This window comes from Sphingomonas radiodurans (genome assembly GCF_020866845.1).
Lineage (GTDB): Bacteria > Pseudomonadota > Alphaproteobacteria > Sphingomonadales > Sphingomonadaceae > Sphingomonas > Sphingomonas radiodurans.
On sequence record NZ_CP086594.1, the window covers coordinates 134,047 to 148,024 of the forward strand.

General features: G+C 66.9%; 13 protein-coding genes. 8 read left to right on the top strand and 5 right to left on the bottom strand.

What is annotated here, in order from left to right; translation table 11 throughout:
- The first annotated feature begins 11 nt into the window (after positions 1-11).
- Positions 12-1,169, top strand: a complete 1,158-nt coding sequence (locus LLW23_RS00675; protein ID WP_228946878.1) for an aspartyl/asparaginyl beta-hydroxylase domain-containing protein — start codon at positions 12-14, stop codon at positions 1,167-1,169.
- Here the strand turns inward: LLW23_RS00675 and LLW23_RS00680 are convergent.
- On the bottom strand, positions 1,160-1,579 hold the full coding sequence (locus tag LLW23_RS00680; protein ID WP_228946879.1) for a DoxX family protein: 420 nt from the start codon (positions 1,577-1,579) through the stop codon (positions 1,160-1,162). The two genes, LLW23_RS00675 and LLW23_RS00680, sit on opposite strands and share 10 nt — an antisense overlap.
- Before the next feature lie 88 nt (positions 1,580-1,667).
- On the opposite strand from LLW23_RS00680, the gene LLW23_RS00685 reads away from it, so the two are divergent.
- Together LLW23_RS00685 and LLW23_RS00690 are read left to right on the top strand one after the other, a co-directional pair.
- Positions 1,668-2,234 (top strand): glycine zipper 2TM domain-containing protein, encoded by a 567-nt coding sequence (locus tag LLW23_RS00685; protein WP_228946880.1) that lies wholly within the window; start codon positions 1,668-1,670, stop codon positions 2,232-2,234.
- Positions 2,231-2,635, top strand: a complete 405-nt coding sequence (locus tag LLW23_RS00690) for a cupin domain-containing protein (RefSeq protein ID WP_228946881.1) — start codon at positions 2,231-2,233, stop codon at positions 2,633-2,635. Before LLW23_RS00685 ends, LLW23_RS00690 begins: the two co-directional genes overlap by 4 nt.
- On the opposite strand, the gene LLW23_RS00695 is transcribed toward LLW23_RS00690, so the two are convergent.
- Positions 2,632-2,985 (bottom strand): hypothetical protein, encoded by a 354-nt coding sequence (locus LLW23_RS00695; protein ID WP_228948419.1) that lies wholly within the window; start codon positions 2,983-2,985, stop codon positions 2,632-2,634. The two genes, LLW23_RS00690 and LLW23_RS00695, sit on opposite strands and share 4 nt — an antisense overlap.
- A gap of 133 nt (positions 2,986-3,118) precedes the next feature.
- Between LLW23_RS00695 and LLW23_RS00700 the strand changes: the two genes are divergently transcribed.
- Positions 3,119-4,249: a 2OG-Fe(II) oxygenase gene (locus LLW23_RS00700; RefSeq protein WP_228946882.1), complete on the top strand. Its 1,131-nt coding sequence runs from the start codon at positions 3,119-3,121 to the stop codon at positions 4,247-4,249.
- 3 nt (positions 4,250-4,252) lie between these two features.
- On the opposite strand, the gene LLW23_RS00705 is transcribed toward LLW23_RS00700, so the two are convergent.
- Complete coding sequence (locus LLW23_RS00705; RefSeq protein ID WP_228946883.1) at positions 4,253-6,355, bottom strand: prolyl oligopeptidase family serine peptidase; 2,103 nt, start codon at positions 6,353-6,355, stop codon at positions 4,253-4,255.
- Positions 6,356-6,556: 201 nt separating this feature from the next.
- On the opposite strand from LLW23_RS00705, the gene LLW23_RS00710 reads away from it, so the two are divergent.
- Together LLW23_RS00710 and LLW23_RS00715 are read left to right on the top strand one after the other, a co-directional pair.
- Positions 6,557-7,951, top strand: coding sequence for an MFS transporter (locus LLW23_RS00710; protein ID WP_228946884.1), 1,395 nt, complete (start codon positions 6,557-6,559; stop codon positions 7,949-7,951).
- A 59-nt stretch (positions 7,952-8,010) separates the two neighbouring features.
- Positions 8,011-8,835 (top strand): alpha/beta fold hydrolase, encoded by an 825-nt coding sequence (locus tag LLW23_RS00715; protein WP_228946885.1) that lies wholly within the window; start codon positions 8,011-8,013, stop codon positions 8,833-8,835.
- A 39-nt stretch (positions 8,836-8,874) separates the two neighbouring features.
- Here the strand turns inward: LLW23_RS00715 and LLW23_RS00720 are convergent, their stop codons facing one another.
- On the bottom strand, positions 8,875-10,200 hold the full coding sequence (locus tag LLW23_RS00720; protein WP_228946886.1) for a M23 family metallopeptidase: 1,326 nt from the start codon (positions 10,198-10,200) through the stop codon (positions 8,875-8,877).
- A 125-nt stretch (positions 10,201-10,325) separates the two neighbouring features.
- On the opposite strand from LLW23_RS00720, the gene LLW23_RS00725 reads away from it, so the two are divergent.
- Together LLW23_RS00725 and LLW23_RS00730 are read left to right on the top strand one after the other, a co-directional pair.
- On the top strand, positions 10,326-11,084 hold the full coding sequence (locus LLW23_RS00725; protein WP_228946887.1) for a PP2C family protein-serine/threonine phosphatase: 759 nt from the start codon (positions 10,326-10,328) through the stop codon (positions 11,082-11,084).
- Complete coding sequence (locus LLW23_RS00730; RefSeq protein WP_228946888.1) at positions 11,081-13,063, top strand: serine/threonine-protein kinase; 1,983 nt, start codon at positions 11,081-11,083, stop codon at positions 13,061-13,063. The genes LLW23_RS00725 and LLW23_RS00730 overlap by 4 nt, the downstream gene beginning before the upstream one ends.
- A 35-nt stretch (positions 13,064-13,098) precedes the next feature.
- Here the strand turns inward: LLW23_RS00730 and LLW23_RS00735 are convergent, their stop codons facing one another.
- Positions 13,099-13,923, bottom strand: coding sequence for an FHA domain-containing protein (locus tag LLW23_RS00735; RefSeq protein ID WP_228946889.1), 825 nt, complete (start codon positions 13,921-13,923; stop codon positions 13,099-13,101).
- Positions 13,924-13,978: the final 55 nt, after the last annotated feature.

Below are 13,978 nucleotides of genomic sequence, written 5' to 3' on the forward strand. Positions count from 1 at the left end.
AAGGGTTTGGCATGACCCTTTCGCATGCCGAATCCGATCAGCTTGTCCGGAACGGGCTCGACTTGCTCCGTCGCGGTGATGGCGCCTCCGCCCGACTGGTCTTCGAGCGATTGCTGGCGGAAGCGCCAGATGCGCCGCGGCCGTGGTTTCCGCTCGCCCAAGCGTGCCGGCTGACGCGGGACTCCGAAGGTGAAGCTAACGCGCTGACTGCGCTGCTGCGCGAGGAACCGCGCCACCTCGCAGGGCTCCTGTTCATGGCGGAGCGCAAACGGCTCGACGGCGACGATCGCGCCGCGACCAGCTTCTATACCGCCGCGCTGAACCAGGCGGCGGCAGCGGGCGAGGTGCCGGCATCGCTGCATCCGCTGCTGCACCAGGCCGAGGCATTCAAACAGCAGGCGGCGACGCGCTTTGCCGACCATCTGGGCAGCGCGGTCGGACCATCGACCTCGCCGCGCGTCGCCGAGTCGCTCGATCTGCTCCTCGGCCGCACGCAACTGTACCTCCAGCAGCCATCGATGTTCTATTTCGCGGGCTTGCCGCAGCGCGCCTTCTTTGCGCGCGAAGAGTTCGACTGGGTGGCCGAGATCGAAGCCGCCACCCCGGCAATCCGGGCCGAGCTGGAAGCCGCCGACGCCCAGCAGAGCGGCTTTACCCCCTATGTCGCGGGCAGTTCCGATCGCCCGATGCCCAACAATCCGTTGCTCGACGATCCCGCATGGAGCGCGCTGTATCTCTGGCGCGGCGGCCAGATCGTCGCCGAGAACGCCACGCGGTTCCCAGCCACGCTCGCCGCATTGGCCGCGCTGCCGATCCCGCGCATCGCCGGCCGCTCGCCGATGGCGCTATTTTCGCGCCTCACGCCGGGTACGCACATCCAGCCCCACCACGGCCTGCTCAACACGCGGCTGATCTGTCATTTGCCGATCATCGCACCCGACGGCTGCGCACTGCGCGTCGGTGCCGAAACGCGGTCTTGGCGCGAAGGCGAGCTGATGATCTTCGACGACTCGTTCGAACACGAGGCGTGGAACCGCGGCACCGCCGTGCGCACCGTTCTGCTATTCGAAATCTGGCGGCCAGAGATCGGTTACCACGAACGCGCCGATCTCACCCGCTTGTTCGAGGCGATCGACGCCTATGGCCCGGCACTGGTCGATCAGGGCTGACGCGGCGGGGCTTGACGCCCCAGCCAGCGATCCGCCGCACCGCTCGCCCACAGCGCCCACCAGATGATCAGCGGCTGCAACAGCAAGCGCGGCGCGTGATACGCCAGCGGCAGGCCGGTCCCGCTCGATAGGTCCAGCACGGCATGGTACATGTTCGCCGGCCAGACGCACAGCGCGTAGGCGGCTAACGCCCAGCCCGCCGCGCGGCGCCAGCGCGACGTAGAAAGCGCGATCACGCCAGCGAGTTCGCACAGCCCGGTGACGATCACCACCGCGCGCGCGAACGGCACCATCGGCGGCACGATCCGCACCATCGCATCGGTTAACACCAAATGCCCGACGCCGGCGACGGCATAGCAAGCCATCAGCACCCACCGCGCAATCCGGCGGCCCCAGCTTTCGTTTGCCATGCTCACTCCTCACGCTCGTTCAGGAACGATACGGCTGCGAAACCGTATCTGCGCCATGCCCACTTACGGGCATCGAGAGGATAGTGACATGCTTACCCGTAGCATCGGCATGGCCCTTGTCGCGGCCGGCGCCGCGGCCGGCGTCGCGATCGCCAGCCCCGCCTCCGCCCAGTCCAGTGCAGACGACGCACGTTTCCGCGCCGCACAGGATCGCTTCGAACGCGAGATGCAGATCTTCCGAACCGAATTCGATCGTTACCAGTCGGTACGCCGCGTGCCCAACGCCGGCTATCGCGATCCGCGCTGGGACGACGGACGCACCGGCCCGCCACCCGTCTCGCGCTATAACGATAACGATGATCAGTGGCGTGACGAGGGTGATTACGATCCCACACGCTATTATCGCTCGGGCGGCCAATATCAGGAGCGTGCGCTCGCGCCGACCGATCGCGTCTATTCGGGCTCGGACGGCCGCTATTACTGCCGTCGGTCGGACGGTACGACTGGGCTGATCGTTGGCGGGGTCGCCGGCGGCCTGCTCGGTAACGTGATCGACGGTGGACGAAGCCGGATCGTCGGCACGCTGCTCGGCGGCGCGGCGGGCGCGCTGGCCGGGCGCTCGGTCGATCAGAACAGCCAGGTTCGCTGCCGTTGAGCGAAGCGGCCGCCCTCATTGCAAGATTGGGATTGGCCCCCCATCCCGAGGGCGGCCACTACCGCGAGACGGTGCGGCTTGCGCCGGCCGAGGCAGGAGGACGATCGCCCATGACGGCGATCCTCTTCCTGCTCGACGACGGTGAGCGCTCACACTGGCATCGCGTCGATGCAGCGGAACTATGGCTGTGGCACGATGGCAGCCCGTTGACGCTGTCGATCGCGGACGGCCCGGCCATCGCTAATCACCGGCTCGGTCCGGAGACACCGCAAGCGATGGTTCCGCCAGATGCATGGCAAGCGGCGATAGCAGAGAGCGGCTGGGCGCTTGTCACCTGCGTCGTCACGCCCGGGTTCGACTTTGCCGGCTTCGAGTTGGCTCCGCCCGGCTGGTCGCCTTAGGCGTCGACCGCCAGCAGTGTGACGCCAGCATAGCGCGCATCCGACGGCGCGAACAAATCGCTTGGGGTGAACCGCCGCGGTGTCACGCGCAGGCCGCCAAGCCCGGCAATTTTGAACGCGCCGATCTTGGGCTCCTTCGGCGGCTTGCCATCACGCTCCAGCGTCAAGGCGTCGACATAATATTCGCCGTGCTTGGTGTAGACGATATGCGGCGCCAACGTGACGGTGCCACGGTTGTACGTCGCGGCAAGCGCTTGGAGCTTAACGATCGCCTCGAACACGACCGGCATGCTGGCAGGCGGCGCCGCTGGCGGCGCGATGACACGGTCCTCGTCGGTGTTCAGCTTCATGTTCACCGGTCTAGTCCATTCTGCTGCAGTGCAGCAACAACCGTTTTTGGCAACGCAGCGTTCCATACTTGCACTTCAGTGCCGGAGGAACGATTCGAGTCGCGGACGGCAAGACGGCTTGTTAGCGTACGGCATGGCCAATCTGTTACTTCCCGGTGATCAGGCGCCGTGGTTTCATGCGCCGGCGCTGGCCGGTAACCCGCGCTACACGTTCGATACTGCCGCCGGCCGACCGATCTTGCTGCTGTTTGCGGGCCGCGCGGGCCATCCGGCGATCACCGGCGCGCTCGCGGTGCTGGCCGCGAACCGCGCGTTGTTCGATGACGCGCAAGCCTCCTTTTTCGGTGTCACGACCGATCCCGGCGACGTTGAGCAGAGTGTCATCGCACCCGAGCTGCCGGGAATACGCTGGTTCCTCGATTATGACGGCGCCGTCTCGCGAAAATACGGCGCGTTGGATAGCGACGGCAGCGACTTGCGATACCGCCCGCACTGGCTGGTGCTCGATACGACGCTGCGGGTCGCTGGACGCTTCTCAGTCGATGCAGGCAACGAAGCCATCATAGCGCTGAAAGCGCTAATCGACGCGCCGACCGAATATCCTGCCGCCCCGGTTCTGATCGTGCCGCGCATTCTGGAACCCGAAATGTGCCGCCGCCTGATCGATCTCTACGAGGCGAATGGCGGCGAAGATTCGGGCTTCATGCGCGAGGAGAACGGGATCACCGTCGCCCGCATCGATCATAATCACAAACGCCGGTCGGATTTCCACATCGAGGAGAATGAGCTGCGCGAGCAGCTTAGCGCGCGGCTGCGGCGCTTTCTGATCCCGCAGATCAAGCGCGCGCTGCAATGGGAAGCGACTCGCATCGAACGCTGGCTGGTCGCCTGCTACGATAGCGACCCAAAGGATGGCGGGGGCGGCGGCCATTTCCGCGCGCACCGCGACAATACCACCAAGGGCACCGCGCACCGCAAGTTCGCCTGCACGATCAACCTCAACGCGGGCGAGTATGACGGCGGAGACCTAGCGTTTCCGGAGTTCGGCCCGCAGACCTATCGCGCGCCGACTGGCGGCGCGGTGATTTTCTCCTGCTCGCTGCTCCACGAGGCTCGGCCCGTTACCCGCGGCAAGCGCTATGCGTTCCTGCCATTCCTGTATGACGAGGAGGGAGCCCGGCTGCGCGAGGCGAACATGCAATATGTCGCACCCGAGATCGCCGGCTACCGCGCCGATATCACGGTGAGCGAGGCCGCCGCGTAACGCCTACTTCTCCATCAGCTTCTGCGCGAAATACACAGTCTGCAGCGCCTGCAGCCGCGCGCCCTGCGCGATATCCGCATCGCCCGAATGGCCACCCGCCGTGTCCTCGTAGAACAAGTACGGCAGGCCATATTCCTTCATTCGCGCCGCAAACTTGCGCGCATGCTGCGGCCCGACGCGATCGTCCTTGGTCGTCGTCCAGATATACGGCTCAGGGTAGCGCCCGTCCTTTTTCAGCGCGTGGTATGGCGAAATCTTGGCCAGGAAAGCGCGCTCGGCTGGCACCGCGACCGAGCCATATTCGTCAACCCACGACGCGCCCGCCGCGATCCCCTCGTAGCGCAACATGTCGAGCAACGGCACCTGGATCGTCACCGCACCCCACAGCTCGGGATGCTGCGTCAGTTCGACGCCCATCAGCAGCCCGCCATTCGAGCCGCCGTAGATCCCGAGCTTCGCCGCATCGGTGATCCCGCGCACGGTAAGATCGCGCGCAACGCTCGCGAAATCGTCGAAGATCAACTGTCGCTTCGTCTTGCGCCCCGCCTCATGCCACGCCGGCCCGAACTCGCCGCCGCCACGGATATTGGCGAGCACGAACGCTCCGCCGCGTTCCAGCCAGAGCTTGCCGGTACCGCCCGAATAATACGGCGTGTTCGACACTTCGAAGCCGCCATAAGCCGTCATCAGCGTCGGCACTGGACCCGTCATCCCAGCGCGGTGAACCACGAAATACGGCACCTTGGTCCCGTCCGACGACACCGCCTCGAACTGCTCGACCTCCAGCCCCGCGGCATCGAAACGCGCCGGGAGCGACTTCACCACCGCGGGCGCAATCGCCGCGATCGCATCGAACGCCAACAGCCGCGTCGGCGTGGTGAAGCCCGACACCGTCAGATACCCCCGATCGCTGCCGACATCGCTCGCGACCAGATCAACCGACAGATTGTCGGGCAGCGCAAGCGTCCGCGATGTCCAGCCGTCGCCCTGCGGCACGAACACCATCGCGCGCCCACGGACATTGTCGTAGATCGACGCGACCACCGCGCCCTTCGTCACCCGAACGTTGTCACGATCGACCGACTGGCGCGCCGCCGGCGCGAAGATCAGCGTCGGTTCGCCAACGCCGGCGCGTGCCGCCGCCAGCGGCAGCGAGGCGAGTGAGCCTTCGGGGATATTGCCCCACGGCTCGCTGGTCTTCACGATCAGCCGGCCGTCGACCATGCCCTTGATCTCGGTCCGCTCCGGCATCGCGATCTGCTTGGCGGCCGTGCCATCCCACAGGAAGCTCTCCGACGTGAAGAAGGTCTTTGCGCGCGTGACGAGCACCGCGCGATTGCCCTTTGCGTCGACCACAACCGACGACCAGACACCGATATCGTCAGTCGTCCCACGATAGATTTCGCGTGCGGCATCGAGCGCCTGACCGCGCTTCACGATTTTCACAACATACGGATAGCCCGACTTGGTGACCGTCCCGCCGCCCCAGTCGCGCGAGACGATGAGCGTGTCGGCATCGATCCAGCCGACCTGCTGTTTCGACGTCGGCAGGGTGAAGCCGCCATCGACGAAGCGGCCGTCGACGATGTCGAATTCGCGTAGCGTCGTCGCGTCTTCGCCGCCCTCGCTCAGTTCGACCAGACAGCGACGTTCCTCGGGCTCCAGGCACGTCACGCCCTTCCACACCCACTTCTTGCCTTCCGCCTGCGACAGCGCGTCGAGATCGATCAGCGTCGTCCACTTCGGGCTGGCGGCTGCGTAATCGGCTTCGCTCGTCCAGCGCCAGATCCCCTGCGGATGCGTCGTATCGCGCCACAGATTGAAGATGCGGCCGCCGATCATCTGCGGCATCGGGATGCGATCCTCCGCGGACGCGATCGCCAGCGCTTCGTCGAAGAAGGTCTTGTACCGCAGATCGGCCTCGAGCCGGGCAAGCGTGCGCTTGTTCTCGGTCTCGACCCAGGCGAGCGACTTGGCGCCGTCCTTGTCCTCGAGCCAGATATAGGGATCGTTCGTTGCCATCACGTCTGTCATCGGCGCGGTCTGAGCGATGCCGCCCCCCGCCGCAAGCGCCACCAAAGCAACACCGATCGCCAAATGCTTCATAAGACACTCCGTTATTCCTGCGACCGTGGCGGGCGCGCTGTCTCGAAGCAAGCCAACCCCTCTCCGTTCATGCCGAGCAAAGTCGAGGCACCAACCCTGGAAGAAATCGCCGGTGGCATCTCCCTCAACTACGCTCGGGACGAACGGGCGGGGGTTCCAACACCGCTTGCCGCCAAGCCAGAGCCGCTTATGGCACGCCGCATGTCCGACGGCTTGCCCCTGCCCCGCCGCTATGCCGCGATCGCAGCGCTGGGGTGCGGTTCGGCGCTGGTGATCATCGACGGCGGTGTGGCAAACGTGGCGCTGCCGACGATTGCTCGCGATCTCGGCGTGGCGCCGAGCTCGGTCGTGTCGATCGTCACTGTCTATCAGGTGATGCTCGTCATGCTGCTGCTGCCCTTCTCGGGCGTCGGCGAGAGGTTCGGGCTGAAGCGCACGTATCAGGCGGGGCAGCTCGTTTTCACTGCCGCGACATTGCTGTGCTTCTTCGCCAAGAGCCTGCCGTTTCTGCTGATCGTCCGCGCGATGCAGGCGATCGGCGCGGCCGGTGTGCTCAGCGTCTCGTCAGCGCTGATCCGCCAGACCTATCCGTCGGCGCAGCTCGGCCGCGGGCTCGGGATCAATTCGGTGATCGTCACCAGCTCGGCCGCCGCCGCGCCGACGATCGGCGGGCTGGTGCTCGCGGTCGCGCCATGGCCGTGGGTGTTCGCGAGCGCGATCCCGTTCGCGATCATCAGCATCATCCTCGGCCGATCACTGCCCGATCCCGCTCCGCGCCTGTCACGAATTGATCTGGCAGGTTCCATCATGTGCGCCGCGATGTTCGGGCTGCTGATCGGCGGCGCGGAAAGCTTCGTCCATGGCGACAGCCCGGTGGTGAGTGCGGCGATCGTCGCGGCGGGTGCCGGCATTGGCTGGTTCTTCGTGCGGCGCGAACTCGGCACGCCCGCACCGATCCTGCCGGTCGACTTGCTCGCGCGGCCGATCATCGCGCTTTCGGCGTTCGGCAGCCTGACGGCGTTTACCGCCTCGATGACGTTGCTGGTGTCGACCCCCTTCCGCCTCTCCGCAGCCGGCTTCACCGCCACTCAGATCGGCGCCTGCATCGCGCCCTGGCCGCTCACTAATATGTTCGTCGCGCCACTGTCGGGCTTCCTGTCGGATCGCATTCCGGCAGGGATCCTGGGCGGGGCTGGGATGGCCGTCACACTGATCGCGCTCGGGCTGCTCGCGACGATGCCGGCCGATCCTACGCTGTTCGATGTCGCATGGCGCATGGCGCTGTGCGGCTCGGGCTTCGGGCTGTACCTGCCGCCGAACGCGCGGCTCGTCATCGGTTCGGCGCCGCGCGCGCGCGCCGCGGCAGCGGGCGGGCTCGTCTCGACCGTCCGCCTGACCGGCCAGACGTTCGGCGCGACGCTCGCCGCGGCGTTGCTCGCGGCAGGGGTCGGCGCAGGTGCAGTGCCGCCGCTGGTGGCCGCTGGCCTCGCGCTGATCGCCGGGATCTGCAGCATCGCGCGCCTGCGCCCGTCGATCCGCAGCCCTGACGCGCAGGAGATCCGCGACGAACTGCCCCCGCCGCAAGCTGCCGGCTGATCCAGGTTGGAACGGGCCTCGATGCGGCTCGTTTCTCGGTCTCATTACCGGAGACGACCATGCCTTACGTCAAGACGCGCGACGGGAACGACCTGTACGTCAAGGATTGGGGCAGCGGCCGCCCGGTCGTCCTGATCCACGGCTGGCCGTTATCCGCCGACAGCTGGGATCCGCAGGCAATGGCGCTCGCCGAGGCCGGCTATCGCGTAATTTCCTATGATCGCCGCGGCTTCGGGCGGTCGAGCCAGCCATGGGATGGCTATGACTATAACTCACTGACCGATGACCTCGCCGACGTGTTGAAGGGCGTCGAAGTTGGCCCCGACGCGACGCTGATCGGCTTCTCGATGGGCGGTGGCGAAGTCGCGCGTTACATGAGCCGCCACGACGGGCGCGGCGTCGTGTCGGCGGCGCTGATCAGCTCGGTCGTGCCGTATATGTTGAAGACCGAGGACAATCCCTACGGCGTGCCCGAGGGGCAGCTGCTGGAGATCGCTGCGGGCATCAAGAAGGACCGGCCGGACTTCTTCCGCACCTTCTTCAAGGACTTCTTCGGCGTCGGCTACGTCACCAGCCCGGTCAGCGAAGCGACGCTCGATTGGGCGTGGCGGCTCGCGATGCAGGCATCGCTTCACGCGACGCTCGAATGCGCGAAGAGCTTCGGCCACACCGATTTCCGCCCCGACCTGCCGGCGTTTCGCGTGCCGACGCTCGTGATCCATGGCACCGGCGACAAGACCGTGCCGATCGACCCTACTGGCCGCGCCGCCGCCGAAGCAATCGGCGCCAGCCAGTTGGTCGAATATGACGACGCCCCCCACGGCCTGTTCGTCACCGAAAGTGACAGGCTGACCGCCGACTTGCTGACGTTCCTGAGCCGTTGAATTCCTTCGTTACCCCGGCCGCGAGCCGGGGTAACGCTGTCACCCACCCTGCCCGGCGCGGCTTACGTCGATCTGGTCGCGGATTTTCTCGAACGCAATCAGCGCCGCGCCCTGCAGCGTCTTGCCTGAGGCATCGGTCGGCACCGAGAGCGGATCGACCTTCACCCCGTCGATATGCACCTCGTAATGCAGATGCGGCCCTGTCGAGCGCCCGGTAGTGCCGACTTCACCAATCTGCTGCCCCTGAGTTACACGTACCCCGCTCGCGATGCCGTCTCCGAACCGGTTCATGTGCAGGTATAGCGTGCGCCAGCCATTATCGTGGTGCAGCGCGACGAAATTGCCATTCGCTCCCTTCGGCCCAGCGAATTCGATCGTCCCCGTACCCGCGGCGTAGATCGGCGTACCGGTCGGCGCGGCAAAGTCGATCCCACCGTGTAGCTTGGCGAAGTGCAGCACCGGGTGAAAGCGCATCCCGAATTTCGACGAGACACGCGCGCCGTCTACCGGCGTGCGCATCAGCGACCGGACGATACTGCGCCCGCTCGAATCGAACCACTCGTCCTCCGCCCCGCCCTCGGCCGGCACGCGATAGACCGTCGCCGACTTCGCTGCGGTGGTCAGCGAGGCATAGAGCAATCGCGGCACGCCCGCATCCTCGCCCGAGGCATTCACCGGCTGCGCATAGGCCGCCTCGAACGCATCGCCCGCGCTAACTTCGGTCTGGAAGTTGAAGTCGAACGCCAGCGCTTTCGCGAACACCGGGATCAGGCTGTTGGGGATGCCGACCGCAACCGCCGACGAATAGAAGCTATCGCCGTCCATCGTGCCACGCCGAACCAGAATGCGCGTACTGATCTGCGCCTCCACCCGCGACACCTCGAGCTCACCGGACGCAAGGCGGCGGATGACGACGCCTGAGCTGTCACTGTTCGATGCTTCGAGGCGGTCGAGCACAAGCGCCTCGCCATCGGGGATCAACGTAAGCGCAGCTCGGATCTCACCATCGCTCCGCAGCGCCGGCATCGCCGCCGCGACCACTTTCGTTACGAGATCAGCGGGGAGCCCAGCAGTCGTGAGCGACTCGGCCAGATCGCTGGCGCGCGAAAGAACGAGAACACGGCGAACCTCGCGAGCACTCGGCGTCGGCGCTGCCTGCGGCGCGGTGCTCGCCTCCGCCACCACCGCCTCTTCCTCAGTGGACCGCGTCAGCCACGCAGTCCCCGCCCCCACCAACAGGACCGCGCCAGCCGCCGCGATCGCGATCAATCGCTGGCGAAGCGGCGCGGCGACGGGGGCGACGGCAGGTTGCCACCGCGCCGCCCAGACGCGCGGATCGTAGGAATCGACGAATGCGGTGGCCATGGCTTCCCCCCACGCTGCCCTCATCCGCCACCTTGAACCGCTCCGCAGCAGCGCGCAACGGCGGGGCGTTGCAGAAAGGCGGCTTTGGCGGCTAGGAACGGTCGAACGACAGGGGGGAATGGCTGGTGATCCCGCTCAAGACGGAGTGGTATGCCTCGACCGACGTAGGGGCGGTGCGCGAGGTCAACGAGGATCGCTTCCTCGCCTCCGACGATCTCGGCCTGTGGCTGGTCGCCGACGGCATGGGCGGCATGGCGCGCGGCGACTGGGCCGCGACGCAGGTGATCGACGCAGTTTCCACGCTCGAGCGGAAGGATGACCTGCCAGCGATGCTGACCGCAGCAGCCGACGCACTGCACCATGCCAACGAACAAATCCTCGCCGAATCCGCCGCGAAGTCCGCGCAGATGGGTACGACGGCGGTCCTGCTGGTGGTGCGCGGGCGATCGTTCGGGATCGTCTGGGTCGGCGACAGCCGTGGCTATCTCGTGCGCGACCGGCGACTGCATCGGCTGACGCGCGATCACAGCCAGGTGCAGGAACTGGTCGACCGCGGGCTGCTCGATGATGCCGGTGCCGCGGTCCATCCGCTGCGCAACGTTCTTACCCGCGCTGTCGGCGTCACGTCGCCGCTTGCGGTCGACTCGGTCGCGGACTCGCTTCAGCCGGACGATCTGCTGCTTCTGTGCAGCGACGGTCTCTATGGCGTGATTGGCGAGGCGGAGATGGAGGCCATCCTGGCGCGCGAACCGATCGCGAGCGCCGGTCCGGTGCTGATCCGTCGCTGCCATGAACTCGGCGCACCCGACAATATCACGATGATCGCAGTGGTGGTCGCCGAAGCGACGCTGATCCGCATCGGCGGCACGGGACCCGCGTCGTGAACGACGAAAGCGACCGGACGATCATCCAGCCGGGGATTGGCAGCTCGTCGCCACCGCCGGTCGCCCCCCCGCCTACTGACGCCACGATCATCGCACCCGCGGCTCAGCCCTCCGCGCCGCCCCCTCCTGCCGCCGACGCGACCATCATTGCCCCCGCCGGCACCACGCCGCCGCCCGTCAGCTCTCCCGGAACCACCCCAGCCGCCCCCACCCGAACCCAGTCCGGCATCGGCGTCGGCGATACGCTGAACCACATCTACGAAGTCACGCGCTTCATCGCGCGCGGCGGAATGGGAGAGGTATTCGAAGGCAAGAACATCAACAGCGACGAACGCGTCGCGATCAAGGTGATCCTTCCCGCGCTGGCGCAGGATCCGGCGATTCTCGACATGTTCCGCAAGGAAGCGCGCGTCCTGACGCGCCTCTCGCACCCCGCGCTCGTCCAGTATCGGGTGCAGACGCGTGAGCCGACGCTCGGCGTGTTCTACATCGTCACCGACTATATCGAGGGATCGAACGCCGCCGACGTGCTCGGCAAGATTGAGCCGAGCGCGGACGACCTCATCGGCCTTACCCGCCGGCTCGCCGAGGGCCTGCGTACCGCGCACGAGCTGGGCGCGATCCACCGCGACATCTCGCCCGACAACATCCTGTTCGAAGGTGGTCGACTCGATCGCGCCCGGATCATCGACTTCGGCATCGCCAAGGATGCCGATCCCGGATCGAAGACCATCATCGGCGACGGTTTCGCGGGCAAACTCAGCTACGTCGCCCCAGAGCAGCTCGGTGACTTCGGGCGCAACATCGGGCCGTGGACCGACATCTACAGCCTTGCGCTGGTGATCCTCGCGCTCGCGCAGGGCAAGGCGGCGGACATCGGAGGATCGTTCGTCGACGCGATCGACAAGCGCCGCAAGGGCGTCGACACCAGCGCCGCACCCGAGCGGCTGCGGCCGTTGCTCGATCACATGCTGCGCCCCGATCCGGCCGAACGCCCGCAAACGATGGACGCGGTACTCGCCGAACTTGCGCCGATCGCCGCTGGCGTGGTGGCGTCGCCAGCGAAGGTGGCCAAAGCGGCGAAGCCAGTCAAGCCGCCCAAGGCCGCGCCCGTGCCGGGTGCGCCCGCAAAGCCGCTACCGAAGGGTGCGATGATCGGTGGCGGCGCGGCGGCCGGTATCGCGTTGCTCGCCGGCATCGGCTGGCTGGCGTTCTCCGGCGGCGACGAGACGCCCACAACACCGGCCGGGAACACGACGGCGCCGGCCGTCTCGGCCGCCTCAGCCGATGAAGCGCAGCAAGCCGTCCTCGCGGCGATAAAAGCGGTGCCATGCAGCTGGCTCGATGTCGCGACCGCCGCCGCGACCGGCGGCGTCACGCTGACCGGCAGCGGGGTCGCTGGCCGCCCGGCGGACGCCGAAACCGCGATCTACAAGGCGGCCGGCGGCGCCGGAACCAGCGTAACGGCATCCGATTTCTCACGTGTCGCACCGATCGACGCGTCCTTCTGTCCGATGCTGGACAATCTGCGTCCGATCCGCGCAGCCGGGCCGGTTCACCTGACCGCCTCGCAGCCACGTTACGAACTCGCCTCGCTGCCCGACGGCGCCTATGCCGGGCAAAAGGGTGCGCGCGTGATCCTCGATCTGTCGCTGGGCAATGTCGGTGAGTTCGCGCTCTACAGCATCGAAAAGGCCGGCGAGGTGAACCAGATCTTTGACCGCGCGGCATTCAACCAGCTGATCGCGGCGAACCGCAAGGAAATCGAAAAGCTGCCCGGCACCGACCATTACCGCATCACCATCGACGGTACGCCGCAGCCCGGCTGGGCCGGGATGCTGCTGCTGACCGGCAAGGGCGGCTTCGTCCAGGAACTTCCGGTGACTGGCGATCCCGCCAAGTTTCGCGCCGCCGCCGAGGCGAATGGCTGGCAGGCGGAGATGTCGTGGTATCGATTCGTCGATGACACGCCGGACTGATTTCTCGTGCTTCCCTCGTACGTGCGGAACGAGGGTTACCGATCGGCCGCCTCACGATACGCCTTCGCAAGCTCCTGTGCGAACGTCTCCGTAAAGCCATCGGACGACGCAGCGAAGGCGCGCTCGTAGGCCTTCCACGCATCGGCGTCCGTTTTCGCGCGCTGCTTGATCGCTGCCGGCGCAAAATGATCCATCGCGCGACGAAACGTGCCCTGCATCGCCGCCAGCAACGCGCGCTCATGCGCCGCGAGCGCTTCACACGCCGCGGTCACTGCGCCGGTCGCGCTGGCCGGTGGCATGCGCTGTAGCCGGGCGAGCACATCACCGGGTGCGCCAAGCGGATCAGCATCCTCACTCGCGACCGGCACGCCTAGTTGCTCGCGCGCCTTGCGCCGCGCGCGGCTGAGCGAAGCGATCCCCTCGATCGCGGAGCGGGTGAGCGCGTCGCCGGCGCTCGCCATCGCTGGCGCCGCAGTCGGCTGCGGTCGCGCGGCGGGTGCCGCCGGCCCCCGGCCCCAGTCGTCGAGCCGCTTGGCTGCGTCAGGAGCGGCCGCGCCCATTGCGATCGAGACGTGCAACTCAATCTCGGCGATCCCGATCACGTCGCCTTCGCGCAATGTCCGTGCACCCACGATGCGCTCGCCGTTGAGCAGGGTGCCGTTGGTGCTGCTGTCGTGCAGCTGCCATTGCGCCCCGCTGCCCGAGACCGTGCAATGCCGCCCCGAGGCGAGCGGATGATCGAGCGGCAGGTCGCTCGCCGGATCGCGCCCGATCGAGATTGTCCCGCTATCGCGCCGCAGCGCCCCCGGCAGGCGGACTACGCCCCCTCGCGCAGCACGCGGCGTCAGCACCAGCGGCATCCGTCCCCCACCCCCGTGAAATTCGTCTTGCCGTATTCCTAGCGACGCGGCACCA

Bases quoted from the DNA above. Each gene is read 5' to 3' on its own strand.
- LLW23_RS00675 (WP_228946878.1), top strand. From the start codon at position 12: ATGACCCTTTCGCATGCCGAATCCGATCAGCTTGTCCGGAACGGGCTC.
- LLW23_RS00680 (WP_228946879.1), bottom strand. From the start codon at position 1,579: ATGGCAAACGAAAGCTGGGGCCGCCGGATTGCGCGGTGGGTGCTGATG.
- LLW23_RS00685 (WP_228946880.1), top strand. From the start codon at position 1,668: ATGCTTACCCGTAGCATCGGCATGGCCCTTGTCGCGGCCGGCGCCGCG.
- LLW23_RS00695 (WP_228948419.1), bottom strand. From the start codon at position 2,985: ATGAAGCTGAACACCGACGAGGACCGTGTCATCGCGCCGCCAGCGGCG.
- LLW23_RS00700 (WP_228946882.1), top strand. From the start codon at position 3,119: ATGGCCAATCTGTTACTTCCCGGTGATCAGGCGCCGTGGTTTCATGCG.
- LLW23_RS00705 (WP_228946883.1), bottom strand. From the start codon at position 6,355: ATGAAGCATTTGGCGATCGGTGTTGCTTTGGTGGCGCTTGCGGCGGGG.
- LLW23_RS00710 (WP_228946884.1), top strand. From the start codon at position 6,557: ATGTCCGACGGCTTGCCCCTGCCCCGCCGCTATGCCGCGATCGCAGCG.
- LLW23_RS00715 (WP_228946885.1), top strand. From the start codon at position 8,011: ATGCCTTACGTCAAGACGCGCGACGGGAACGACCTGTACGTCAAGGAT.
- LLW23_RS00720 (WP_228946886.1), bottom strand. From the start codon at position 10,200: ATGGCCACCGCATTCGTCGATTCCTACGATCCGCGCGTCTGGGCGGCG.
- LLW23_RS00735 (WP_228946889.1), bottom strand. From the start codon at position 13,923: ATGCCGCTGGTGCTGACGCCGCGTGCTGCGCGAGGGGGCGTAGTCCGC.